Annotated in this window: 19 protein-coding genes and 1 riboswitch; of the genes, 13 read left to right on the forward strand and 6 right to left on the reverse strand. The window is 41.7% G+C overall.

Annotation, left to right across the window (positions count from 1 at the left end; genetic code table 11):
• Positions 1-80: 80 nt before the first annotated feature.
• Positions 81-569, reverse strand: coding sequence for a tetratricopeptide repeat protein (locus ACESZG_RS11480; RefSeq protein WP_242860579.1), 489 nt, complete (start codon positions 567-569; stop codon positions 81-83).
• 191 nt (positions 570-760) lie between these two features.
• Entirely contained in the window at positions 761-1198 is a 438-nt protein-coding gene (locus tag ACESZG_RS11485; protein WP_055052657.1) for an Rrf2 family transcriptional regulator, read from the reverse strand.
• 150 nt (positions 1199-1348) lie between these two features.
• Between ACESZG_RS11485 and ACESZG_RS11490 the strand changes: the two genes are divergently transcribed.
• A complete protein-coding gene (locus tag ACESZG_RS11490; RefSeq protein ID WP_373218332.1) occupies positions 1349-2248 on the forward strand; it encodes an NAD-dependent protein deacetylase, SIR2 family in 900 nt (299 codons plus the stop codon).
• Between the two features lie 48 nt (positions 2249-2296).
• On the forward strand, positions 2297-3274 hold the full coding sequence (locus tag ACESZG_RS11495; protein ID WP_242860538.1) for an NAD-dependent protein deacetylase: 978 nt from the start codon (positions 2297-2299) through the stop codon (positions 3272-3274).
• Positions 3275-3374: 100 nt separating this feature from the next.
• On the opposite strand, the gene ACESZG_RS11500 is transcribed toward ACESZG_RS11495, so the two are convergent.
• Positions 3375-3611, reverse strand: coding sequence for an AraC family transcriptional regulator (locus ACESZG_RS11500; RefSeq protein ID WP_082419271.1), 237 nt, complete (start codon positions 3609-3611; stop codon positions 3375-3377).
• Positions 3612-3709: 98 nt separating this feature from the next.
• On the reverse strand, positions 3710-4168 hold the full coding sequence (locus ACESZG_RS11505; RefSeq protein ID WP_373218334.1) for an Lrp/AsnC family transcriptional regulator: 459 nt from the start codon (positions 4166-4168) through the stop codon (positions 3710-3712).
• Positions 4169-4386: 218 nt separating this feature from the next.
• Here ACESZG_RS11505 and ACESZG_RS11510 point away from each other — a divergent pair, with 218 nt between their 5' ends.
• The 10 genes from ACESZG_RS11510 (at position 4387) to ACESZG_RS11555 (ending at position 20914) form a co-directional block, all read left to right on the forward strand.
• Positions 4387-5730 carry an MATE family efflux transporter gene (locus ACESZG_RS11510; RefSeq protein ID WP_025580637.1) on the forward strand — a complete coding sequence of 448 codons (1344 nt, stop codon included), beginning with the start codon at positions 4387-4389 and terminating at the stop codon, positions 5728-5730.
• A 163-nt stretch (positions 5731-5893) separates the two neighbouring features.
• Positions 5894-5987: riboswitch (cyclic di-GMP riboswitch) on the forward strand.
• Between the two features lie 178 nt (positions 5988-6165).
• Positions 6166-6981 (forward strand): ABC transporter substrate-binding protein, encoded by an 816-nt coding sequence (locus ACESZG_RS11515; protein ID WP_055052653.1) that lies wholly within the window; start codon positions 6166-6168, stop codon positions 6979-6981.
• Positions 6965-9148, forward strand: coding sequence for a hybrid sensor histidine kinase/response regulator (locus tag ACESZG_RS11520; RefSeq protein ID WP_373218337.1), 2184 nt, complete (start codon positions 6965-6967; stop codon positions 9146-9148). The genes ACESZG_RS11515 and ACESZG_RS11520 overlap by 17 nt, the downstream gene beginning before the upstream one ends.
• On the forward strand, positions 9148-10998 hold the full coding sequence (locus ACESZG_RS11525) for an ABC transporter substrate-binding protein (RefSeq protein ID WP_022380198.1): 1851 nt from the start codon (positions 9148-9150) through the stop codon (positions 10996-10998). The genes ACESZG_RS11520 and ACESZG_RS11525 overlap by 1 nt, the downstream gene beginning before the upstream one ends.
• Positions 10999-11003: 5 nt before the next feature.
• Positions 11004-13952, forward strand: a complete 2949-nt coding sequence (locus ACESZG_RS11530; RefSeq protein WP_373218339.1) for a response regulator — start codon at positions 11004-11006, stop codon at positions 13950-13952.
• Positions 13953-14019: 67 nt separating this feature from the next.
• Positions 14020-14907 carry a putative ABC transporter permease gene (locus ACESZG_RS11535; RefSeq protein ID WP_195382919.1) on the forward strand — a complete coding sequence of 296 codons (888 nt, stop codon included), beginning with the start codon at positions 14020-14022 and terminating at the stop codon, positions 14905-14907.
• 25 nt (positions 14908-14932) lie between these two features.
• Positions 14933-16822, forward strand: a complete 1890-nt coding sequence (gene recQ / locus ACESZG_RS11540; RefSeq protein WP_373218341.1) for a DNA helicase RecQ — start codon at positions 14933-14935, stop codon at positions 16820-16822.
• 20 nt (positions 16823-16842) lie between these two features.
• A complete protein-coding gene (locus ACESZG_RS11545; RefSeq protein WP_055058091.1) occupies positions 16843-18012 on the forward strand; it encodes a M20 family metallopeptidase in 1170 nt (389 codons plus the stop codon).
• Between the two features lie 168 nt (positions 18013-18180).
• Entirely contained in the window at positions 18181-19971 is a 1791-nt protein-coding gene (locus tag ACESZG_RS11550; protein ID WP_173698043.1) for a flavin reductase, read from the forward strand.
• Between the two features lie 367 nt (positions 19972-20338).
• A complete protein-coding gene (locus ACESZG_RS11555; protein ID WP_373218343.1) occupies positions 20339-20914 on the forward strand; it encodes a hypothetical protein in 576 nt (191 codons plus the stop codon).
• Positions 20915-20959: 45 nt separating this feature from the next.
• On the opposite strand, the gene ACESZG_RS11560 is transcribed toward ACESZG_RS11555, so the two are convergent.
• A complete protein-coding gene (locus ACESZG_RS11560) occupies positions 20960-22618 on the reverse strand; it encodes an alpha-glucosidase (RefSeq protein ID WP_373218345.1) in 1659 nt (552 codons plus the stop codon).
• Between the two features lie 377 nt (positions 22619-22995).
• Here ACESZG_RS11560 and ACESZG_RS11565 point away from each other — a divergent pair, with 377 nt between their 5' ends.
• Positions 22996-23898 (forward strand): LysR family transcriptional regulator, encoded by a 903-nt coding sequence (locus tag ACESZG_RS11565; protein WP_022381354.1) that lies wholly within the window; start codon positions 22996-22998, stop codon positions 23896-23898.
• Positions 23899-23984: 86 nt separating this feature from the next.
• On the opposite strand, the gene ACESZG_RS11570 is transcribed toward ACESZG_RS11565, so the two are convergent.
• Positions 23985-26360 carry a phosphoketolase gene (locus tag ACESZG_RS11570; protein ID WP_008706824.1) on the reverse strand — a complete coding sequence of 792 codons (2376 nt, stop codon included), beginning with the start codon at positions 26358-26360 and terminating at the stop codon, positions 23985-23987.
• Between the last annotated feature and the right edge of the window lie 215 nt (positions 26361-26575).

The following is a 26575-nucleotide window of genomic DNA, read 5'->3' on the forward strand; positions in this document are numbered from 1 at the left end:
TCAAATATGTGCCTAATGTCAACACATTGTCATCATATAAGATATATATGAAAACTAAAATAAAGACTTTCTCCCCCAAATTATGCCTGTTTTGTTAAAAAACTTGATATCTGTTGTCCAAGAAGGAAACCAACCTGTGGATATAACTCTTGGATTTCCTGATATTTTGCCTCAATCATTTCCGGTTCATCAGCCCAGATCTTTTCATATATTTTGAAAGCTCTTTTAAAATGCGTTTTGGCTTGCGGAAGATTGGCAGTCATCAGATAAATGGTTGCAAGGTTTTCCTGAACTTTGGCATAATCCAGACAGTCATCGGAATGGTATTCCTTGATGATGCCAGATAATTTTTGCAGGACAGAGATTCCTTTTTCCATATATTCTTTTGCAAGATCTGGGTAACCGTTCGTGCGGTAAAGACCACCGAGGTTTAAATGGAGGTTTGAATGGAGATTGGAAACAAGATGAGCATTCTCTTCTGTAATTTTTTTAACCAGGGCAAGGGCATCCTTTTCCAGTTTTATTGCTTTTTCTGGTTTGGTTTCAAGGGCTGCCTGAAAATCTAGCAATAATGCCTAGTCAGAGTCAGTGCCAATGCTTTTTGTCTTTAACAGATCCTTTAATTCCTGAATGATTACATTCATACCTTTGTGGTAGTTATAGTTATCCATGTATGGAAATTTAACCACACAGACGATAGGAAAGTGTGGGGGATTTCGCCTGTGTCATGACACAGGCAGTGCTTGCTACTCTTGATTAGTTAAAGACTTTTAACTTTCCTGATTTTAAAATAATACCGATCAATAATATCCTGCAATGTAATGGATTTCATTTTTTCATCTACCATATTTTGAATTTCATGATAGAAGTCCCCAATAGCGAATTGAATGTTGATACCGATTCCACAATCCGGATTGGTATCTGTGTCCAGGTGAAGCAGCGGCTTATCGCCCTCTACGGCTCGGTAGATGTCATACATATTGATTTTATCTGCCGATTTTGCAAGAGCGGCATTCGCATGACCTTGTGTGTTGACAACAATGCCTGCATTTTTCAGGGTTGCCATAAGCTGTCTGACATAAGCCGGGTTTGTCTTGATACTTTCTGCGATTTTTGTGCTGGAGAGTTGTTCGTCATCTCCAAGAGCAATAAATATAAGAATATGAATGGTGTCACTAAGCTTTGTGGAATATTTCATTTGTCACCTCGAATTTTCTTCTTGCAATTTTTAAACTTACATGATAGTATGATTTTAATACTTGATGTAAATTTAATTTTAACAAGTAAAAAAATAAAAGTCAAGCAAAATAAAAAGTGTGGAATCTGATATAAAAAAGGAGATAAAGTGGTGTATGCAAAAGGAGGAACAAGTCAGTTTTTTGGCGGGAAAGGAAATGTGGTGAAGATGAATGTATATCAAGAGATAAGCCAAATCATCAAAGAAGCAGATGGTATTTTGATTGGAGCCAGTAATGGTTTGTCTATCGCAGAGGGATATAATATTTTTGCAGATGACGCATGGTTTCAGGAAAATATGGGAGATTTCAGAGAAAAATACGGACTGCGTTGTGTTTTACACGGATTTTCAGTGCCAATGAAGGTAGAAGAAAAGTGGGCGTTTGTAAGCAGACTTGTTAAGGCAAAAGCTATGCAGGATGAGCCGAGTGAGATTATGAAAAATATCTATGCACTAGTAAAGGATAAAGAATATTTCGTAGTAACTTCCAATGCGGAGGATCATTTTGTGCCGGCAGGTTTTGAGGCAGACCGTGTTTTTGAAATGGAAGGGAAATTAACCCAGATGCGGTGCAAGAACAGATGTCATGACGAGGTCTATCCTAATCAAAAAGCAGTTCTCGCCATGACAGAAGAGGAAGTAAACGGAAGAGTACCCAAAGAGTTACTGCCGAAATGTCCAAAATGCGGTGGAGATATGGAAGTAGATTGGGGTGAGATGTCCTCGTTTACAGAAACAAAAAATTGGAAGGAAAAGGCTGCCCACTATCAAGAATTTATTCAGAATTTACATGGAAAGAAGCTGGTAATTCTGGAATTTGGTATTGGTTGGAGAAATCAGATGATTAAAGCTCCTTTGATGCAGCTAGTAGCAGTAGAACCACAGGCAAGATATATCACATTTAACAAGGGCGAAATTTACATTCCAGAAGAAATCAAAGAAAAATCCATCGGTGTGGATGGTAATCTTACGGTAGCGTTAAAGGAAATCAGAAAGGGAAGGATAGACTAAGTAAGGTGGTTAAAGATATTACAGTTGTGAGATAGGAGAATGAAAAAAATGAGCTGTTATGAAAATTTGGTAATGAAAACACAAATGAACTATTCCAGACACTATAGTACCTATGCATCCGGCGGTACTGCTGTAGTGTTGAGCAAACAAAAACCACTTCCTTATGAGGAACAGATTCAGGAATTTGTTCGCAGAGTGCAGGAGGCAGAGTGTATCATAGTAGGCGGAGCATCCGGTTTATCAGCGGCTGGAGGTGGTGACTTTTATTATAGTGATACCCCTTCTTTTCGTGAGCATTTTGGAAAATTTGCAGATAAGTATGGATTCAAAGGTGCTTTTAGCGGCATGATGCATCGGTTTTCTACAAGAAATGAACACTGGGGATATGTGGCAACCTTTTTAAATACTACACAAAATGCCCCTATCAGAGAGCCATATCTGGATTTGGATAGAATCTTGCAGGGAAAGGACTTTCATATCTTAACGACTAATCAGGATACACAGTTTGTAAAGATTTATCCGGAAGAAAAGGTCAGTGAGATTCAGGGAGATCATCGTTTCTTCCAGTGTTCCCAGTGCTGTCAGGATGAAACATGGGATGCCGTACAACCTGTGGCAGATATGATTGCGGCTATGGGAGAGGGGACAATGGTGCCGGATGAACTGATTCCTCGCTGCCCTCATTGTGGTGCGGAAATGTTTCCGTGGGTAAGAGGATATGGGAATTTTCTGCAAGGGAAAAAATACGAAGAAGAATATGAGAAAATCTCAAAATACATTCAAAAGAACAAAGATAGAAAAATTCTCTTGATAGAACTTGGAGTAGGGCGCATGACACCGATGTTTATACAGGAACCGTTTTGGGAACTGACAAACAGTTTGAAAGATGCATATTATATTTCCGTAAATTCAGAATATCAGTTTTTGCCGGAATTCATTGAAGATAAGGGAATTGCTATTTTGGGAGATATAGGAACAGTGTTAAAAGATTTGCAGAAAGCAAATGAGGAAAGTGCATTTGTATAGGATACTTGTTCTTGATATTCCACTTGATGGAGAAACATTAGAATATTGATTGATACAAAACTGCACTCAGGGATATTGTGGGTGCAGTTTTGCATTAAAATTATTGATTACGATACAGTTTCTGATATGCAGTAGGTAATATCTGAAATATATCTCGGAAAGCCGATGTAAATTTACTTTGGCTTTTATATCCCACAGTGGCGGCAATTTCCGAAATAGATTTATCTTCCTGCAACAGCATATTTGATGCCGACTTCATACGGTATTCTTTCATGTAAGAAGCGATGGGCATTTTATTGTTATTTTGAAAAGCTGCGAGGCGTTTCAGGAAGAGCAAACTGTTGAAGTCAAAAAGTGGCTAAGAGCGTTATATTTAATTCACTTTGGCAGGGTGATATGACTGTATGGATCAAGGTTGGTTGCAACTTCTGACTTTTATAGCCGTAATCCTTTAATATCTTTAATGCGTGATAAGATCATATTGCAACTGCAGCTGATAATGCCAGGCAGTGTATCAATGACATTGTGCAGGAAGTATTCCATTTCATCACCTGATGAAGCAACGGCATGTACATGAAGCCTGTCTCTTCCTGTGACACGGTAAATCTGTGTGATTGTATTATTTTTGTACAATATATCTGTCACCTGCGCCAGGTACTCCGGTTTTGTTTCAATTTCAAAATAGCATGATACAGCCCCACTGATTTTTTGCGGATTAATAATTGTTGTATATTCTTCGATTACGCCTCTTTGCTCCAAAGCCTGGATACGGGCTTTTACTGCCACTCTGGAAATACCGGTTTCTTCACCGATATCAGAGTAAGAGATACGTGCGTTTTCTATAAGCAGCCGGATAATCTTCTGATCCAGCTCATCTAAACCGTCCAGGTACATAAGTTCCCTCCTGTAAAATAATATAAAATAATATCCATCTGATAGCAGTTTTTTTCAATATCAAATATCATATCATTTATATTACTAAAAGTAAACAGCAGCTTGACTTATTTGCTGTAATTACATATAATTGTTGCGTAACGAAATCTTAAACTTACATTTTGAAAATACAATCGTGATTTCGGATAAAAAGCAGGAATTGATGGAGGAAAATGAGAATGTCAAAAGATGAATATTTAATCACAGATGCCCCTCTTAAAGCACTGACTGTTTTTGCAATGCCTATGATTCTGGGCAGCTTCTTTCAACAAGTATATAATATGGCTGATTCCATTATCGTCGGTCAGTTTGTGGGATCCTCTGCACTTGCGGCAGTTGGAGCCTGTGCCGCTTTGACCAATGTTTTCATCTGTGTGGCTTTGGGAGCTGGTGTAGGAGCAGGCGTACTTGTGAGCCGCTATTTTGGAGCTCAGAATTATAGCAAAATGAAAACAATTGTGTCAACATCGTTGATCAGTTTTCTGATTCTGAGTATACTTCTGGGGGTTTTTGGCTTTGTTTTTTCTCATTTTATGATGAGTTTATTACAAACACCTGCTGACATACTGGATGAAGCGGTACTGTATCTGCGTGTTTATTTTGTGGGATTTCCCTTTCTGTTTATGTACAATATCCTTTCAACGATGTTCAATTCCATCGGTGAATCGAAGATTCCGTTGGGCCTTTTGATATTTTCTTCTGTTTTGAATATTGTTATGGATCTTTGGATGGTGGCAGGTTTAGGGCTGGGTGTGTTCGGTGCCGCCCTTGCAACTCTCATTGCGCAGGGGATTTCCGCAGTGTTTTCGCTTTTGATTTTCTTTAACCGGATGCGTCGATATAAAAGCCGCTTTAACTGGTTTGACAGGCAGGAGTTACATTCCATGCTTCGTATTGCAGTACCATCGGTTCTTCAGCAATCCACAGTGTCAATTGGTATGATGATCGTACAGGCGGTTGTAAATCCCTTCGGTACACAAGCGCTGGCAGGTTATGCGGCAACCATGAGAGTAGAGAATGTTTTTTCACTGATATTTGTATCCATTGGAAATGCGGTTTCGCCCTATGTTTCCCAGAATCTTGGAGCAAAGAAAATTGAACGTATCAAAAAAGGATACCATGCTGCACTGGTGTTGGACCTGTGTTTCGCAGTCCTTGCTTTCATAGTCATTGAAACACTGCACACCCCAATTTCTTCCTTATTCCTTGGAAAAGATGGAACCGCTCTGGCATATCAGGTGTCCGGGGATTATATGAAATGGCTGGGATATTTCTTTATTTTTATGGGTATTAAGATGGCAACAGATGGAGTTCTTCGTGGACTTGGAATTATGCGGCCGTTTCTCATTGCCAATATGGTAAATCTTGCCATTCGGCTGTCAGTTGCCTTGATTTTTGCACCGCGTTATGGAATTGCATTTGTCTGGCTTGCTGTACCGGCCGGATGGCTTGCGAATTTTCTGATCTCCTATGGGGCACTTAGAAAATCATGGCCGGTTGATGAAGGAGTTTCATTCCGGTAAATTTCTCTTAAGTTTTGATGGAAAGCTGGATTCGTATGTTAAGAGGTATATTTTCGTTACTGTTCACTGGCAATATCCCGCGAAGCGTGTTGCTGTGAACAGTAACATATTTTCTTATAGACATGATATAGTATGAGTGCTATAATAAAAAATAATTTTTTATGGCATTTATTGGCAAACCGGTTGAAAAGCCGGGGCGCAAAGCCAGAAGGAGCTAAAGTCAGATTGAAATCTGGCCATGCCAGCCGGTTGCATCATGCCTCAGTAATAAAAAAGGTAAATGTTAAATGGGCATTATGGAAAAAGTTCCTGTAAAATTTTTTACAAGGAACTTTTTTGTGTCTTCAAGCGGATATTCGCAACCTCCGCAGGGGACTTACCTGATTCGGTTAAATTTGAGAAAAAATAGAAAAGAATAGCAGGAATGGAGAAAAGATGAAAGGGAAAAAGGTGATTGCAGGCATTCTGCTTGTGGGAATTTTAGCAACTGCCCTGGCAGGGTGTAAAAACACAAATATCACTAAAAAAGAAAGGGAAAAGCCCGTCATCACCCTGGGCAGTGACAGTTATCCGCCATACAATTATCTGAATGAAGATGGGATTCCCACAGGAATTGATGTGGAACTGGCTACAGAAGCTTTTAAAAGAATGGGTTATCAGGTGGATGTTGTCCAGATCAACTGGGAGAAGAAAAAAGAACTGGTAGAAAGCGGAGAGATTGACTGTATTATGGGCTGTTTTTCCATGGAAGGACGCCTTGACGATTACCGCTGGGCAGGACCCTACATAGCAAGCCGCCAGGTAGTTGCTGTAAATGAGAGCAGTGATATCTATAAACTAAGTGATCTGGAGGGAAAGAACCTTGCCGTCCAGTCCACAACCAAACCGGAAGGCATCTTTCTGAACCGGACAGATGAAAGGATCCCCAAACTGGGCAATCTGATCAGTCTTGGGCACAGGGAACTGATCTATACCTTTCTGGGAAAAGGATATGTAGATGCAGTTGCTGCACATGAGGAATCCATTGTCCAGTACATGAAGGATTATGATGCAAGCTTCCGTATTCTGGAAGATCCGCTGATGGTGGTCGGGATAGGTGTTGCTTTTGCAAAAGAGGATGACAGAGGAATCTGTGAGCAGATGGATCAGACGCTGGAAGAAATGCGTCAGGATGGCACATCCCTGAAAATCATTAAAAAATATCTGGATGATCCCCAGAAGTATCTGGAGGTGGATGATCTTGGATATTAGGAGAAGAATAAAAGTAAAACGATTCTGGATATTCGGCATTCTGCTTGGAATCTGTGTGACTGCAACTTCCCTGTATTACTTTTTTCAGGCAGAGAAAAAAGAAGCAGAGAACAGGATGGTGAAAACTGTAAACTATGTCAAAGTGCAGTGTTCCACCTATACCCATTATAATGAAGCTTCGGAATCTAAAAGTCTCCTCCGCGCCATTGAAAGTGCCAGACAGATGAGTACGAATATCGACATGGAAACAGAAAACGGCGGCCGGCTAAGCCAGGAGTTTCTGAAAGAAAATCTGCAGACCCTCTGGGTGGATGGTATCCTTGTGCTGGATGCAGAGGGAAAGACAGTCTGCAAATACAGCATGGATGAGGCTCTGACCAATGAGATCACAGATTATCTGCAAAAAGACATTATCATGGATTTTACCGGATATGAAGAAAGATCTTATTCGGAACGGATTGACCGAGAAGACGGATCACGTATCGACATTGCAGCCTGTGCCAGAAAAGATGGGCCAGGTATGGTTGCAATCTATTATTATACATCTTCGGAATTTGTCAGAAATTATACCCTGACAATACAGAACCTTTTAAAGGGCTATAGCACTCAGAAAGATGGAACGATTATTGTTGCAGACAAGGGAACCATTGTTGCCAGCAACGATGAAAGCCTGCTGGGACAGGATACTGCCGGCAACCAGGTTGTCCAGGCAATGAAAGAGCATACAGACAGTCAGCATATTTTTCATTTAAAAAATGAAGGAACCGGAGGTTACGGAATCATGCTGAAGCAGAGGGATTATTATATTTATGCCTATCTTCCGGATACGGAAGTATTCCGTAACCTGCCGCTAAGTGTAACAGCTGTCGTTTTTCTTTATTTACTCATATTCGGTATATTCTGCTTCTGGGGTTACAGAGCGGATCTGGCACACCGGAAACAGGAACAGGAAAAAGATGAAAAATATAAAGCAGAACTTCTGAGAACAGCAAAAAAAGCAGAAGCAGCCAATGAGGCAAAAACCGAGTTTCTACAGCGAATGAGCCATGATATCCGGACACCGATCAATGGAATCTGCGGCATGATCAATGTGGCAGACTATTATGCAGACAATATGGAGAAACAGACGGAATGCAGGGCAAAGATCAAAGAGGCATCTCATCTGTTGCTGGAACTGATAAACGAGGTTCTGGACATGAGCAAGCTGGAGTCAGATGAAGTGGTTCTGGAAGAAATCCCATTTAATCTGAACAGTATTTTTGAGGAAATACTGGGTGTGATCGAACATATGGCTGCGGAGCAGAATATCCGGATCATTTGGGAAGAGAAAGAAGTTACACACTGGAATCTTATTGGAAGTCCGGTGCATGTGAAACGGATTCTGATGAATATTTTGTCTAATGCGGTGAAATATAACAAAGAAAACGGATATGTCTATATCAGCTGTCGGGAAATCCCATCAAAACAGACAGCAATGACCACATTGGAATTTGTCTGCAGAGACACCGGAATTGGAATGACAGAGGCATTCCAGAAACGCATTTTTGAACCATTTGCACAGGAACATGCAGGAAGCCGCACAAAATTCGCCGGAACAGGACTGGGAATGCCAATTACAAAAAAACTGGTGGAGAAAATGGGCGGAACCATTTCCTTTGAAGGTAAAGAAGGCACAGGGACTACATTTGTGATCCGGATTCCATTCCAGATTGATGCAGATATGAAGGACAGGAATGAAACGGAAGAAAAAACAGAAACTTCTATCCAGGGGCTCCATGTTCTTCTGACAGAGGATAATGAGCTGAATATGGAGATTGCAGAATTTGTGCTTCAGAATGAAGGCGCTGTGGTGACAAAAGCATGGAATGGACAGAAGGCTGTTGACATATTCAGAAAAAGCAGACCTGGAGAATTTGATGCTATTCTTATGGATATTATGATGCCTGTCATGAATGGATATGAAGCAGCAAAGATGATCCGCTCTCTGGACAGAGAGGATGCAAAAGTGATACCGATCATTGCCATGACAGCAAACGCGTTCACTGAGGACAAAATGAGAGCAAAGGAAGCAGGAATGGATGAACATATTGCCAAGCCTGTTGATGGGAAATTATTAGTAAAAGTGATCAATGAGTTAGTAAAACGCAATCAGAGGGAGAAGTTATAATGAAAAAGAAAAAATGGAACAAGTTAGTTTCTGTGCTTTTGGCGATGGTGACAGCCGTATCACTTCTGTCTGGCTGCGGCGGGAAAAGTGCGGAAAAAGAAGATGCAGAAACCATCACAGTGTATTTATGGAGCACAAAGCTGTATGAAAAATATGCGCCATACATCCAGGAACAGCTTCCGGATATCAACGTTGAATTTGTAGTAGGCAATAATGATCTGGATTTCTATCGTTTTCTGAATGAAAACGGCGGATTGCCGGATATTATAACCTGCTGCAGGTTTTCCCTCCATGATGCAAGCCCCCTGAAGGACAGTCTGATGGATCTTTCCACAACCAATGCTGCAGGTGCTGTCTATGATACCTACCTTAACAATTTCAAAAATCAGGATGGCAGTGTAAACTGGCTTCCTGTGTGTGCAGATGCCCATGGCTTTGTAGTGAACAAAGATCTTTTTGAAAAGTATGATATTCCTCTTCCAACGGATTATGAAAGCTTCGTTTCTGCCTGCCAGGCATTTGATGAGGTGGGTATCCGTGGGTTTACTGCAGACTATTACTATGATTATACCTGTATGGAAACACTGCAGGGTCTGTCTGCATCAGAGCTGTCTTCTGTGGATGGACGTAAGTGGCGTACCATCTACAGTGACCCGGACAATGCAAAGAGAGAAGGTCTGGACAGTATTGTCTGGCCGGAGGCTTTTGAACGTATGGAGCAGTTTATTCAGGATACAGGGCTGAGCCAGGATGATCTGGATATGAATTATGATGATGTGGTTGAGATGTACAAAAGTGGTAAGCTTGCCATGTATTTCGGCAGTTCTGCCGGTGTAAAAATGTTCCAGGATCAGGGCATTAACACAACATTCCTGCCATTCTTTCAGCAGAACGGCGAAAAGTGGCTGATGACTACACCATATTTCCAGATAGCTTTAAACCGTGACCTGACAAAGGATGAAACACGTCGGCAGAAAGCAATGAAGGTACTGAACACAATGCTTTCAGAGGATGCGCAGAACCGGATCATTTATGATGGGCAGGATCTGTTAAGCTATAGCCAGGATGTGGATTTCCGGCTTACGGAATATCTGAAGGATGTGAAACCTGTGATCGAAGAAAACCATATGTATATCCGTATTGCGTCAAATGACTTTTTTTCCATTTCCAGGGATGTGGTGTCTAAGATGATCTCAGGAGAATATAATGCAGAGCAGGCTTATCAGTCATTTAATTCCCAGCTTCTTGAAGAAAAATCCACTTCTGAGGATATTGTGTTGGATTCAAAGAAAACTTATTCCAATCGTTTCCATACCAGCGGAGGCAATGAAGCCTATTCTGTTATGGCAAACACTTTGCGCGGTATTTATGGGACGGATGTGCTGATTGCAACAGGAAACAGCTTTACAGGAAATGTACTGAAGGCCGGTTATACAGAAAAAATGGCAGGCAACATGATTATGCCAAACGAGCTTTCCGCTTACAGCAGTGAGATGAGCGGGGCAGAACTGAAGGAAACGGTCAGAAACTTCGTAGAAGGCTACCAGGGAGGCTTTATCCCCTTTAACCGTGGCTCTCTGCCTGTGTTCAGTGGTATTTCTGTAGAAATCAGGGAAACGGATAATGGTTATACATTGAGTAAAGTTTCAAAGAATGGAAAACAGATTCAGGACAAGGATACTTTTACTGTGACCTGCCTTGCAGCACCACAATATATGGAAGCTTATCCAGCAGAGGAAAATATTGTATTTGATGGAGGGGATACCTCTGTGGAAGATACCTGGACAACATATGTTTCAGATGGTAATGCCATTCTTGCAGAGCCTGAAGACTACATTACTCTGAGGTGAGAAGAATGGATGTTAAGAATCATAATACAAACAGAAAGAAACGGGTTGTGAGAAAACGATGGAATGCAGCAGTTCTTATTGCCCTATTTGTTGGAATCCTTTTGACTGTTTTCCAATATTTGGGGTTTGTATCGAAGACTGTTTATGAGGAAAGTGTTTCTCACCTGACAGAAATTTTTCATCAGTCTGATAATATGCTAAGTGAGCTGACAAATAAGAATCTGACTTATCTCCATATATGGGGGGAATATCTGCAGAACACTTCCGATGAAAGTGAAATTCGTGAGTATATAGAGAAAGCACAGGAAGATGCAGGCTTTTTAGATTTTTATTTCCTGTCAGCGGACGGGAACTATAAGATGGTAACAGGTGAAACCGGGTATCTGGGATTACAGGAAAATATTGAAGATGAGATCCGGCAGGGAAATGATGTGATAACCAATGCAACAGTTCCCGGAAAATCCCAGCTCCTTGTTTTTGCCACTCCCAGGCCTCATGGAAGTTATCAGGGCTTTGAATATGATGCCATTGCCATTGCCTATGAAAACTCTGATATCGTAAATGTGCTGAATATTTCTGCTTTCAATGGAAATGCCCAGAGTTATGTGGTTCATCCGGATGGCCGTGTTGTTGTGGATCATTCTTCTGAGGCATGGGGAGAGGTGTATAATTTCTTTGGGATTCTGAGAGAACATTCTACTCTGTCTGAAAAAGAGATCCTTAAGCTTTCAGAAGAGTTTAAGGAAGGACATACAGATGCAATGCTGATAAATCTGGATGGAGAGGATTACTATCTGGTCTATGAGAAATCCAAACCTCAGGACTGGATCTTTCTGGGACTTGTCCAGGCTGATATCGTCAATGCAAGTATGAATGTTCTGCAGCGTAGCACTGTGCTGCTTGTAAGTGCAGTAGCGGTGTGTATTGCCGGTCTTTTTATTGGAATTATTCTCCGGAAAAACAGGGTAAACCTGAAGAGAAAGGATACGGAGATCCTGTACAGGGACGAATTGTTTCAAAAGCTGTCAATGAATGTAGATGACGTTTTCCTGATGCTGGATGCAAAAACATATCAGGCAGATTACGTCAGTCCCAATGTGGAAAAACTGCTGGGAATTACAGTAGAACAGATTCGTAAAGATATTTGTGTCCTTGGGAAACTGCATCCCGGGGACGTTGAAGATCCGGAGAAGAAGTATCTGGAAGAAATCCAGGTTCATGAGCAGCAGGAATGGGATCTTGAATATGTTCATCAGAAAACAGGAGAACACCGCTGGTTTCATAACGTTGCAATGGGCAGCGAGGTAAACGGAAAAAAGAAATATATCCTGGTTCTGTCAGATCGTACCTCTGATAGAAAAATGAATCAGGCCCTTTCTGAGGCGGTCCGCGCTGCGGAGACTGCAAACAAGGCAAAGAGCACCTTCCTTTCCAATATGTCTCATGATATCCGTACACCAATGAATGCGATCATTGGTTTTACTACACTGGCTGTAAGCAACATTGATGATAAAGAAAGGGTTCGGGATTATCTGGGTAAGATTCTTTCCTCCAGTAATCATCTGCTCTCACTGATCAATGATATCCTGGATATGAGCCGTATTGAGAGCGGGAAAATCCATCTGGAAGAGACGGAAGTCAGTCTGTCAGAGGTTCTTCATGATCTGAAAACCATTATCAGCGGACAAATCCATGCGAAACAGTTAGAGCTTTACATGGATGTCATGGATGTTACCAATGAGGATGTTTATTGTGACAAGACCAGGCTGAATCAGGTACTGCTGAATCTTTTGTCCAATGCGATCAAGTTTACTCCTGCAGGCGGAACCGTTTCTGTCCGGCTGAGAGAGTATCCGGGTACACAGAGAGGCTGTGAACTGTACGAAATCCGGGTAAAGGATAACGGAATCGGCATGAGTCAGAAATTTGTACAGAAGATCTTTTCTCCTTTTGAGAGAGAGCGGACTTCCACTGTAAGCAGGACTCAGGGTACAGGACTGGGTATGGCTATCACCAAGAACATCGTGGATATGATGGGCGGAACCATTGAGGTTCAGACAGAACAGGGCAAAGGTACTGAATTTATTATCCGTCTGCCATTGCGGATTCAGCCTGAGAACCACCGTATAGAGAAAATCGCAGAGCTGGAAGGTCTGAAAGCATTGGTAGTAGACGATGATTTCAATACTTGTGACAGTGTGACTAAGATGCTTGTAAAGGTTGGAATGCGTTCGGAATGGACACTTTCCGGTAAGGAGGCTGTTCTCCGTGCACGACAGTCTATGGAAATGGGGGATGCATTCCACGCTTATATCATTGACTGGCGTCTGCCTGATATGAATGGCATTGAAGTTACCCGTCAGATCCGCAGTCTTGGTGATGATACGCCAATCATTATCCTGACTGCTTACGACTGGTCAGATATTGAAGTGGAAGCCAGGGCAGCAGGGGTGACTGCGTTCTGTGCCAAACCTATGTTTATGTCAGATATCAGAGAGACTCTGATGGCTGCTATCGGTCAGAAGCAGGCCGGGGCAGAGGATAATATTCTTCCGGCAGCAGATTCAGATTTCAGAGGCAGGCAAATACTGCTTGTGGAAGATAATGAACTGAACAGAGAAATTGCAGTAGCACTCCTTAGTGAATATGGTTTTCAGGTTGATACAGCGGAAGATGGAGCAGAGGCTGTGGAGAAAGTTAAGAATTCAACATCAGGTGACTATGATCTGGTGCTTATGGATGTGCAGATGCCTGTAATGAATGGATATGAGGCTACTGAGCGGATCCGTTCACTGGATAATCCTTCACTGGCGGGAATTACGATCCTTGCCATGACTGCCAATGCTTTTGACGAAGACAGAAAGAAAGCACTGGCATGTGGCATGGATGGATTTCTATCCAAACCAATTGTTATAGAGGAATTGATCAGTACATTACAAAACAGTCTGGGGTAAGTTTTCTGTTTGAACTGTGATAATGGGATATGAAAAGTGGTTTGATGAAAGCAAGGAGGAGCAACGAATGATTTGTGGAATGACGTATTTTCAGATATGTCTGTATTTTCTTATTTATTCTTTTGGCGGCTGGGTTGTTGAAGTTATTTTTCATGCAGTAGCGTTGGGAAAAGTTATAAACAGAGGTTTCCTGAATGGACCGGTCTGCCCGGTATATGGATTTGGGGTGCTTTCTGTTTTTGCTTTGCTCAATACAATTCAGGGCAGCGGGCGTCAGATGAGTGATGGAATGATTTTTGTGTTTGGAATTGTTCTGGCAACTGCGGTGGAGCTGGTTGCAGGCTGGCTGCTGGATGTGTGTTTCCACGCAAGATGGTGGGATTATTCAGATAAACCCTTTAATTTTCATGGCTACATTTGCCTGGAGTTTTCTCTGATCTGGGGACTGGCTATCGTTATGGTAGTAAAAGTTTTCCAGAAGTATGTAGAGGCACATGCGTTACATACACCTGCAACCTGGGAGTGGATTGTGATAGCAGTTTTGTATGCTGTGTATCTGACAGATTTTATTGTGACGGTAGCAGTGATCCAGGGACTGAATAAAAAGCTTACCAGACTGGATAAGGTTCGCGCAGATCTGAGAATTGTAAGTGATAAACTGAGTGATACACTGGCTACGACTACGATTGGCACAGCACAGAAAGTGGGAGAAGGAAAGGTTCAGGCAACTCTTGCAGCAGCAGAACTGCGTGATGCAACTGCCGCACAGCGAGAAAAATCTATTGAAATGCTTCGTATAAAAAGAGCGGAGCTTCAGGCTCAGTTTGAGGAACTGTCCAGTTCTATTACCAATCATACCGTTGTCGGGCAGGGGCGTATCATCAAGGCATTTCCGAAGATGCAGCACAGAGACTATTCCGAACTGATTCAGGAGCTGAAAAAGAGATTAAAATAGATTAAAATGCAGAGGGAGGATTCAGGTGAACAGACAGGCAGTACAAACCTTAAAGACTTATTTTGGATATGATACATTCAGAGAAGGGCAGGAGAGTGTTGTGGAGTCCATTCTGGAACACCGGGATGTGCTTGCAATCATGCCGACAGGAGCCGGAAAATCCATCTGTTATCAGGTACCGGCACTGATGCTGTCAGGAATTACGATTGTAATTTCTCCTCTGATCTCACTGATGCAGGATCAGGTAAAGGCTTTGAATGAAGCGGGAATACATGCTGCATTTATCAATTCTTCACTGTCGGAAAGTCAGATTAGCAAGGCGTTGTACCTGGCAGCAGAAGGAAGATACAAAATTATTTATGTTGCACCGGAACGTCTGGAAAATTATGAGTTTCTGGAATTTGCCAGACAGGTGGAGATTTCCATGGTGACAGTGGATGAGGCACATTGTATTTCACAGTGGGGCCAGGATTTCAGACCAAGCTATGTCAAAATCGTAGACTTTGTAAAAAATCTTCCCGGTCGTCCGATCGTCAGTGCTTTTACCGCAACTGCAACAGAGGAAGTAAAGAACGACATTCTCTGTACTTTAAATCTGGAAGATCCGAAAGTAGTGATCACCGGGTTTGATAGAAAGAATTTATATTACAGCGTGGAAAATATCCGGCGAAAAGACGATTTTGTGATGGATTACATAGACAGACATCCAACAGAGAGCGGGATTATTTATTGCTCTACAAGAAAAAATGTGGACAATCTTTTTGAACTGCTTTTCCAAAAAGGAGTTGCTGTTACCAGATATCATGCAGGACTGAATAATGAAACCAGAAAAAAGAATCAGGATGATTTCATTTACGACAGAACCCCCGTTATTATTGCAACAAATGCATTTGGAATGGGGATTGATAAATCCAATGTGAGATATGTGATCCATTACAATATGCCGCAGAGTATGGAGAATTATTATCAGGAGGCAGGACGTGCAGGGCGTGATGGAGAGAATTCCCAGTGCGTTCTATTGTTTTCTGCACAGGATGTTATGATCGACCGAATGCTTCTGGATAACAAAGATTTTTCCGATGTGGATGAAGAGGATGAATTTCTCATTCGTCAGCGGGATATACGAAGGCTTCAGATCATGGAAGGATATTGTAAAACAACAGGATGTCTGCGAAATTATATTCTGGAGTATTTCGGTGAAAAGACCTTCGGTCCCTGTGATAATTGTGGAAATTGTCACAGAGAATACCATGAGACAGATATGACCAGAGAGGCGAAGTGGGTAGTGAACTGTGTGGCTGAGACGAGAGGAAGGTATGGACTGACAATTGTGCTTGGTACTCTGCTGGGGGCTAAGAGAGCCCGGTTGAGGGAGCTTGGAGCAGATAAGTATAAATCTTATGGAGCATTGAATGATCACAGTGAGGCAGAACTCAGGGCACTGATCAGCCAGATGACTGAGATGGGATATCTCTATCAGACACAGGAACGTTACAGTGTGCTGAAACTGGGCGATATTTCTCCGCTAAGAGATGAAAATACTCACGTGATCATGCGTACTTACGAGGAAAAAGAACCGGATAAAAAGAAAAAGCCCCAGAAATCTGTCAGAAAACGCAGTACAGATGCGCTTACGGCAGCAGGTTACGATTTATTTGAAGCCTTGCGGAAACTTCGTCTGGAAATTGCAAAAGAGGAAGCCATGCCTCCATATATCGTGTTCAGTGATAAGACGCTGATAGATATGTGCATCAAATGTCCATCAAATGAAGAAGAAATGCTGGAGGTTTCCGGTGTGGGCAAGAATAAGTTAAAGAAATACGGTCAGAGATTTCTGGAAGAGATACAGAAGTTCTGCCTGGAACGTCCGAATGCGGTTTTGAGTATGTCGGAAGATGAAAATGGTAATCCCTGAGAACAAAGGTTGGAAAACAGATGAATATAGAAAAATATACGGAAGAATTAATCACATTGAGACATTACTTTCATCAATATCCGGAGCTGGCACTTCAGGAAGTGGAGACGTCTGCATATATCCGGAAATATCTGGAGAAACTGGGATATGAGATTGTGCCGATAGAACCTACAGGATTGATCGCGGAACTTCCATCTCTGAGAAACAGGGAGAAACTGGTTGTACTCAGGGCGGAGATGGATGCATTGCCCATACAGGAGCAGACAAATCTACCATATGCATCAGTAAATCAGGGATGTATGCATGCCTGCGGTCACGATATGATCCTGGCAGCAGCACTGATCCTTGCAAAAATTGTGGCAGAAGAGCAAAGAATGCAGGAAAATTTTCCGGTCAGGCTCCGGTTCCTTTTTGAACCTGCAGAGGAGATTGGTGAAGGTGCAAAAAGAATGCTTCAGGCCGGAGCATTAGAGAATCCGAAAGCAGATGCATTTCTGATGTTTCATTACGCAGCGGACATGACATTTGGAATGGCAGTGCATCAGGGACAGGCATCTTCCATGATCAACAGTATGCAGATTCATGTTCATGGAAAATCCAGTCACTGGTGTGAAGCGGATAAGGGGATTGATGCAATTTATGCAGCTGCTCAAGTGATAAGTGCCATTCATGATCTGAATGAAAGTTTTGGAAAACAGCATCCGGATGCAGGAAAATATATTGTGGGTACGGGTACGATCCATGGCGGTGAATATACGAATATTATTGCAGACCATGTGGTATTAAACGGAAATATACGCGCAGTTCATGAAGAAACTTACACGGCACTTGAGCACGAGCTGGAGAGAAATCTGCAGGAAATTGAAAAGCAGACTGGCACACAGATCCGTATGGAATTTCCAAAAGATCCGGTATATGCGTTTGCCAATGATGAGGAACTTACAGAGACAGCAAAGGCAGTGGGTGAAGAAGTATTCGGGGATAAGTTTGTCCTGGAAGGAGAAGATGAGCTGTTTCTTTCAGGTGATAATGCATACAGATATTTTAGAGAAACCAGAGGACTTTTCACAGTATTTCTTGCGGGAATACCAGGAGAGAATCATCCTCTGCATCATCCGAAATTTCAATTGGATGAGAGGATACTGCCGTACAGCGTGGAAGCATTGTATAAGATTATAACTACATTATGAAAAAAATTACCAAAAGGACTTGAAAATTGGATTAAAATAGTATAATATAAAAACATAAACAAATTAAGAATGCATAGCAACTATAACTTATTAACGTTGAGTGACAGCAGATTGCTGAATAGTAACGGACAGACGATATACTATAAAGAAAGAATTGAGGGCAGAAATATGAAGATTACAGATACCATTAAATATGTCGGAGTTAATGACCATCAGGTAGATTTGTTTGAGGGACAGTATGCAGTGCCAAACGGAATGGCATATAATTCCTATGTGATTCTGGATGACAAGGTTGCAGTTATGGATACTGTAGATGCCAATTTCAAACATGAATGGCTGGATAATCTTGAACAGGCACTGGGCGGACGTAAGCCGGACTATCTGATCGTTCAGCATATGGAGCCTGACCATGCAGCAAATGTAGCGAACTTTCTGGAAGTATATCCCGGCACTACAGTAGTAGCCAATGCGAAGACATTTGTAATGATCAAAAATTTCTTCGGATTGGATCTGGAAGGGCAGAAACTGGAAGTAGAGAATGGTTCTACACTGAGTCTGGGAAATCACAATCTTACTTTTGTATTTGCGCCAATGGTACATTGGCCGGAGGTTATGGTGACTTATGACAGCACAGATAAAGTTCTTTTTTCAGCAGATGGATTTGGTAAGTTCGGTGCTCTGGATGTGGCAGAAAACTGGGATGATGAAGCAAGAAGATACTTTATCGGTATTGTTGGTAAATATGGCGCACAGGTACAGAGACTTCTGAAAGTAGCAGCTACTCTGGATATTCAGATCATCTGTCCGTTACATGGTCCGGTACTTACAGAAAATCTGGGACATTATATCAGCCTCTATGATACCTGGTCCTCTTACACACCGGAGGAAGAAGGAATCGTAGTTGCATATACTTCTGTATACGGACATACCAAAGAAGCAGTCAATCAGTTTGTGGAGAAATTAAAAAGCAAGGGATGTCCGAAAGTAGTTGTTTATGATCTGGCAAGAGATGATATGTCTCAGGCACTCAGCGATGCATTCCGCTACAGTAAGCTGGTACTGGCAACAACTACTTATAATGCAGGAATCTATCCGTTTATGAATGACTTTATTACCCGTCTGGCAGAGCATAATTTTCAGAACCGTACAGTAGGTCTTATTGAAAACGGTTCCTGGGCACCTCTGGCAGCAAAAGTAATGAAAAATATGCTTTCTGAATGTAAGAAGATCAACTGGCTAGACACCACAGTGAAGATCATGTCCGCAGTAAATCAGGAAAACAGAGATCAAATGGAAGCGATGGCTTCCGAGCTTTGTAAGGAATATATTGCAAAGAATGATGAACTGGCAAATAAAAATGACATGACAGCATTATTCCGCATTGGTTATGGTCTCTATGTAGTGACATCAAATGACGGTAAAAAGGATAACGGACTGATCGTTAATACAGTTACACAGCTGACAGACTCTCCGTTCCGCGTTGCAGTTAATATCAATAAGACAAATTATTCTCACCATGTTATCAAGCAGACAGGGGTGATGAATGTAAACTGTCTCTCTGTAGAAGCTCCGTTCTCTGTATTTGAACAGTTTGGTTTCCAGAGTGGAAGAAGCGTGGATAAATTTGCGGGACAGAAGGTGAATCGTTCTGATAACGGACTGATATTCCTGGACAAATATATCAACGCATTTATGTCCCTGAAAGTAGAGCAGTATGTAGATCTGGGAACTCACGGAATGTTCATCTGCAGTGTGACAGAAGCCCGCGTGGTAAGTGACCAGGAGACAATGAGCTACACCTACTATCAGAAAAATGTAAAACCGAAACCTGAAACAGAAGGTAAGAAAGGATTTGTATGTAAAGTCTGCGGATATATCTACGAAGGTGATGAACTTCCGGAAGATTATATCTGCCCACTGTGTAAACATGGAGCTGTAGACTTCGAGCCGATTGGATGAAAGATTTCTCTTGTTAAACTGCTAAAGAGTGACATTCTGTTATATGAATAATTGTTGAGATTTCAGAGTGATCTGATTGATAAAATAAAAAATAGAGATTGTCAGTGGTTAAATTGCTGGCAATCTCTATTTTGCTCCAATATGGTACTATTATTAAATGCAGAAAATAGTACAATTACAGTTGTATTGTAAGGATGAATAGACGATGGGATATTAATAGAAACATTATGGGATGTAAAGAAATTTTGATAGACGAATTCAATAGCAATATGTTACACTTTATAAAAGTTAGAGTTTAATATATCAAAATATAAAGGGAAGTGTGTCTATTGAAACAAATTAAAAAGAAACTTCCAAAAAGAATATATTGGAATATTATGAGCTTTTTGAGCATTATGATGAAATAAAAATGTGGTATGACGGATATCGGTTTGGAAATGTAGAGGTTTATTGTCCCTGGGATGTGATAAATTATTGTGACGAATTGCGTATAAACAATATGGCGCAGCCACAGAATTACTGGTCTAATACTAGCAGTAATGAAGCGGTGAAACGCTTTATTCAGGAGACTGATAAGGGAACGGTCAGAAAGGAAATTGAGAAACTGATAGCAGGAGAAACAATTGTAAAGGAGATTCATCAGGAACTGACATATCAGGATATGTATGCTTCGATTGAAAACCTGTGGAGTGTTCTTTTTACTACGGGATATCTCACACAGACCGGAAGAAAAGATGCAAATACGTTCATGCTTACCATTCCTAATATGGAAATACGTAATATTTTTCTGACACAGATTATGGAATATTTTAAGAAAACTGTTTCTGAGAATGGAGAAGCACTTGAAGTACGGTATTGCATTTTACAAAAAGAAATGCAAAGTAATGGCAGTCAAATAAATGAAAAACAAATACAAAAAAGCAGCAGAACCATTGAGGGATAGTGATTCAATGGTTCTGCTTTTTACTGTCTGTATTGATGAAGTTGCTTAATGTAACTGGAACACAACAGTTTCGTAAGGTTTGAGTACAAGTGTTCCAATTCCGTATTCAACTTCATTTTCTCCGTAATTGGAAATGATTACGGGAGTGTTGCACGGTAATTCAATATCTTCAGTGTCATAATGGAATTTCTGCATGGATGCAGAGAAATTATGCACTGCCAGCCATGTCTCATTCTGCCAGCTTCTGGTGTAGGCAATAATCGGTCCCTCTTCCGGACAGCAGAGTTTGAAATCTCCATGAGCCATTATCGGGTGTTTTTTGCGTAGTGCGATGAGATTCTGGTAGAATCTGAAAACGGAAGAGTCATCATTCATCTGGCTTTCTGCGTTAATGAGTTTGTAGTTTGGATTGACACCCAGCCACGGAGTATGCTCAGAAAATCCGCCGTTTGGACTGTCGTTCCACTGCATAGGCGTTCTTGCATTATCACGGCTGATACTTCTGGATTCTGCCAGTGCTTCTTCAGGAGAAGCTCCCTGTTCGATCATGGTTTTATAATAATTGCGGGTATCAATGTCATTGTAATCATCGATAGATGGGAAGGCAACATTGGTCATTCCCAATTCTTCGCCCTGGAAAACGAAGGGGGTACCGGGAAGTGTGTGCAGATAACATGCCAGCATTTTTGCAGATTCTGACCAGAATTCTCTGTCATTTCCGTAAAGGGAAACCTGACGCGGTTTGTCGTGATTACTTAAAAATCTTGCCCACCATCCGTCTTTTTTCAGGATTTCATAATCTTTCTTAAGATCACGTTTCATTTTCTCTGGTGACCATGTCTGGATTTCAACAATCGGAGGGACAAATGGAATAGCCATGTTAAATTCTTTGCTTGCTGCGCTGGAATAGTTGATGGCATCCTGTTCATTGTTGATATTAACTTCTCCTACACTCATCAGATTGTCGGGAGTCATTGTTTCTGCAACCATTTCACGGATGTAGCGGTGGGTTCCCTCCAGATTTACACACGCTACAGTACCAAGGGGTTCATTCATATCTGCACGTCCGTCCAGTCCTTTGTCAAGATAACTGATGGCATCAATGCGATATCCGTCAACACCTTTCTCATTCCAGAAACGGATAATATCAAAAATTTTCTCTTTAGTTTCCGGATTATCCCAGTTCAGATCCGGTTGTTCTTTAGCAAAGAAATGGAGATAGTATTGTCCACGTTCCGGAACATATTCCCAGGCGCTTCCGCCAAATACGGACATCCAGCAGTTGGGTGCGCCTCCGTCCGGTGCAGGATCACGCCAGATATAGTAATCACTGTAAGGATTATTGCGGGATTTCTTTGATTCTAGGAACCATTTATGTTTATCTGAAGAATGGTTCAGGACCAGATCCATGATAATGGCGATGCCTCGTTCATGTGCACCGTCGCGGAAAGCATCCCAGTCTTCCATAGTTCCGAATTCTTCCATGATCGCGAAGTAATCAGAAATATCGTAACCGTTATCCACATTCGGAGAAGCATAGACAGGAGACATCCATACTGCATTGATGCCAAGCTCCTTCAGATAATCCAGCTTCTCAATCATTCCCTTCAGATCACCGATTCCATCATTGTTGCCATCTTTAAAACTTCTTGGGTAAATCTGGTAGATCACCAGATCTTTATACCAGTCTTTTTTGTGTTTCATATGTACATCCTTTCGTCTTTTTGCATAAATAAACTCTGAAATTATTATATTGTATTGTGCAAAAAAACGCAATGAAGAAAATGAGATTATTTTTGATAATAGTAACACACGTGTTACTGTTCACATTCCACTATTCCGCGAGGTGTTTTGGCATGAATATGCCAAAATCCCGAGACATACAAGCCCAAATTCCATTGCCGCAGGCAATCTGGAATGAATTTTGGATACGTTACTGTGAACGGAGTGAACAGTAACATAACGAAGTAAACAGTAATACACACTCTGGACATATCAGATTGTACAGAAAAAAGAATTGTGATAGAATAGGCGCGTAAAATATGTTACTGTACATAAGACAATGAAAGACGGAGAACAGAATGAACGCAAATTTTGAATATTATAAAGTTTTTTATTACGTATCAAAATATGAGAATCTGACAAAGGCAGCATCAGTATTAAAGACCAGCCAGCCGGCTGTGACCAGGACGATACATAATCTGGAAAATATATTAGGGTGCAGACTGTTTACCAGAAGCAAAAGTGGCATGAAACTGACTCCTGAGGGAAAGATTTTCTATCAGTATGTAGCAGCAGGCTGTGCTCAGTTTTTCAAAGCCGAGGATAATCTTAATAATCTGATCAGCCTTGAGAACGGGACCATTTATATCAGTGCAACAGAGACAGCATTGCACTGTTATTTGTTCGAGGCAGTCAGAGACTTTAATATTCAATACCCGAATGTGCATTTTAAAATTCTTAATAACAGCACTACAGATTCTGTAAATGCCTTAAAAGAGGGTAAAGTAGATCTTGCAGTTGTATCTGCTTCTTTACAGTTAGCAGAGCCACTGAAAATGAAAGTAGTGCGAAAGTATAGGGAAATTCTGATCGGAGGCAGTCGTTTTGCGGAGCTGAAGGGGAGGAAGACTTCGTTGGAGGAACTTTCAGCCTATCCATGGATCAGCCTGACTTCCGAGGCAATCAGCAGGAGATTTTTGAATGAGTATTTTTCAAAAAATGGACTGCAGTTTTCGCCGGATGTAGAGCTGGCGACTACAGATATGATTCTCCCGGCAGTACGGTATAATATGGGAATCGGATTCCTGCCAGAAGAATTTGCCGGAGATGATCTGGAATCCGGAAAGGTTTTTGAGATAGATGTAAATGAAACACTTCCGGAGAGAAGCATTATTCTGATCCATGATACAGAATATCCTCAAAGTATTGCATCTAAAGCATTCCAGAAGTTTTTGGCAGAACGGAAAGAACAGAACCGCTGAAATAGAAAAGTCATCAGGAAATCCACATGATGTGAATCCTGATGACTTATTATATTTATAAGGAATTTATCATCTGTTAGACGGATTTATTTATGCCACTCCCAGTTTCGAATCTCTTCCAGATCCTGGCCATATTCAGCAATATACTGTTTGTGCTCAACAAGCTTGTCATTCATCTTCTGGATTAAGAAGGAACCTTTGTTTCCAAGCTGTGGAAGATGCATGATGGCATCCTTTACAAGATTGAAACGGTCAATCTGGTTCTGTACACGCATATCGAATGGTGTAGTAATAGTACCTTCTTCCTGATATCCGTGAACAGAGATATTGTGGTTGTGACGCTCATAAGTAAGCTCATGGATCAGTGTTGGATATCCATGGAATGCAAAGATGACAGGTTTATCTTTTGTGAAGATTGCATCATATTCTGCGTCACTTAAGCCGTGTGGATGTTTGTGGTCGGATTCCAGTTTGAACAGGTCCACAACATTAACAACACGAATCTTAAGTTCCGGCATTTCATCACGAAGGATAGTAACTGCAGCCATGATCTCAAGTGTAGGTGTATCACCGCAGCAGGCCATAACAACGTCTGGTTCTTCACCACAGTCATTGCTTGCCCACTCCCAGATACCGATACCCTGTGTGCAGTGCTTAACAGCCTGCTCCATGGTCAGCCACTGGCAGCTTGGATGTTTGGAAGCTACAATTGCATTGACATAGTTCTTACTCTTGATGCAGTGATCGAAGCAGGAGAGTAAGCAGTTAGCGTCCGGTGGTAAGTACATACGAACTACGTCTGCTTTCTTATTGGCAATGTGATCCAGGAATCCAGGATCCTGATGAGTAAATCCGTTGTGGTCCTGCTGCCATACGTTGGATGTCAGGATGAAGTTCAGGGATGCGATGGGCTGTCTCCAGGAAAGCTGATTGCAAACTTTCAGCCATTTTGCATGCTGGGCTGCCATGGAGTCAACGATACGGATGAAAGCTTCATAGCTTGCGAAGAAGCCATGACGACCTGTTAACAGGTAACCTTCCAGCCATCCTTCACACATATGCTCACTGAGCATACTGTCCATAATACGTCCGTCTCTTGCGAGGCAGTCATCAGTATCAAGCATTTCTGCGTTCCAGTCACGTTTCTGATATTCAAATACTTTGTACAGACGGTTGGACATGCTTTCATCTGGTCCAAAGATACGGAAGTTCTTGTTTTCTTCATTCAGTTTGAAGATGTCGCGGATGTATCCGCCAAGTTCGATCATATCCTGAGCTTTTGTTTTGCCAGGCTGTACTTCAATACCGTAATCGCGGAAGTCCGGAAGACGAAGATCTTTCAGAAGAAGTCCGCCATTTGCATGTGGGTTGGCACCGAGACGTGCATTTCCCTTAGGAGCCAGTTCAGCCAGTTCCGGGATCAGGCGTCCGTTTTTATCAAACAGTTCCTGAGGACGATAGCTTTCCAGCCACTCCTTCAGAAGTTCAAGATGTTCCGGTTTTTCCATAGTGATCGGAACCTGATGAGCACGGAAAGAACCTTCAATCTGAAGTCCGTCAACAACCTTAGGACCTGTCCATCCCTTAGGAGTACGAAGGATGATCATTGGCCATACCGGACGTTCCGGATTATTGTTCTCACGGGCGTTCTTCTGGATCGCTTTGATTTCTTCGATCACTGTGTCCATTGTTTCAGCCATCTTCTTGTGCATTGTCATTGGGTCGTCACCTTCAACGAAATATGGTTTCCAGCCACAGCCCTTGAAGAAGCATTCAAGTTCTTCATGAGAAAGACGGGAGAAGATAGTCGGGTTGCTGATCTTATATCCATTTAAGTGAAGAATAGGAAGTACAGCACCGTCTGTGATCGGGTTCAGGAATTTGTTGGACTGCCAGGATGTCGCCAGAGGACCAGTCTCAGCTTCACCATCACCTACAACAGTAGTTGCAATCAGATCCGGGTTGTCAAATACAGCTCCGAAAGCATGAGCGATGGAGTAACCAAGCTCGCCACCTTCATTAATGGAACCAGGTGTTTCCGGTGCGCAGTGGCTTGGGACTCCGCATGGGAAGGAGAACTGTTTGAACATTTTCTTCATACCTTCCTCATCCTGGCTGATGTTAGGATAAACTTCGCTGTAAGAACCTTCCAGATAGGTATTGGCAATCATGAAGTTTCCGCCATGTCCAGGACCGGAAAGCAGGATCATATCAAGGTCATAACGTTTGATGACACGGTTGCAGTGTGCATAAACGAAGTTCTGTCCCGGTACAGTTCCCCAGTGACCAACAATTTTTTTCTTGATCTGATCCATAGTTAATGGCTCTCTCAGAAGCGGATTGTCGAGAAGATAGAGCTGTCCGGCAGACAGATAGTTAGCTGCACGCCAGTAAGCATCGATTTTGTCAAGCATTTCCTGGTTTAAAGGCTGCTTTTCCAGACATAATTTGTTGTCTTCCATTTTCTTACCTCTTTCTTTTTTCTTTGTCTTTGATGTGTATAATTTAAGATGTTGAAGATATCTGTATGAGAAATTTTCTGATGGTAGTTAATGATAAACGTTTCTCAACAGATAAGTTGGAGTGTTACTTTGTTATTTTTTAACTAAACACATCCTATCATGTCAGAAATGAAACGTAAAATAGAAATATTGCATTGTAATTATAAGTTTTTGAT

Origin of the sequence: Blautia sp. Marseille-P2398 (assembly GCF_964240315.1) — a bacterium.
GTDB lineage: Bacteria > Bacillota > Clostridia > Lachnospirales > Lachnospiraceae > Blautia_A > Blautia_A wexlerae.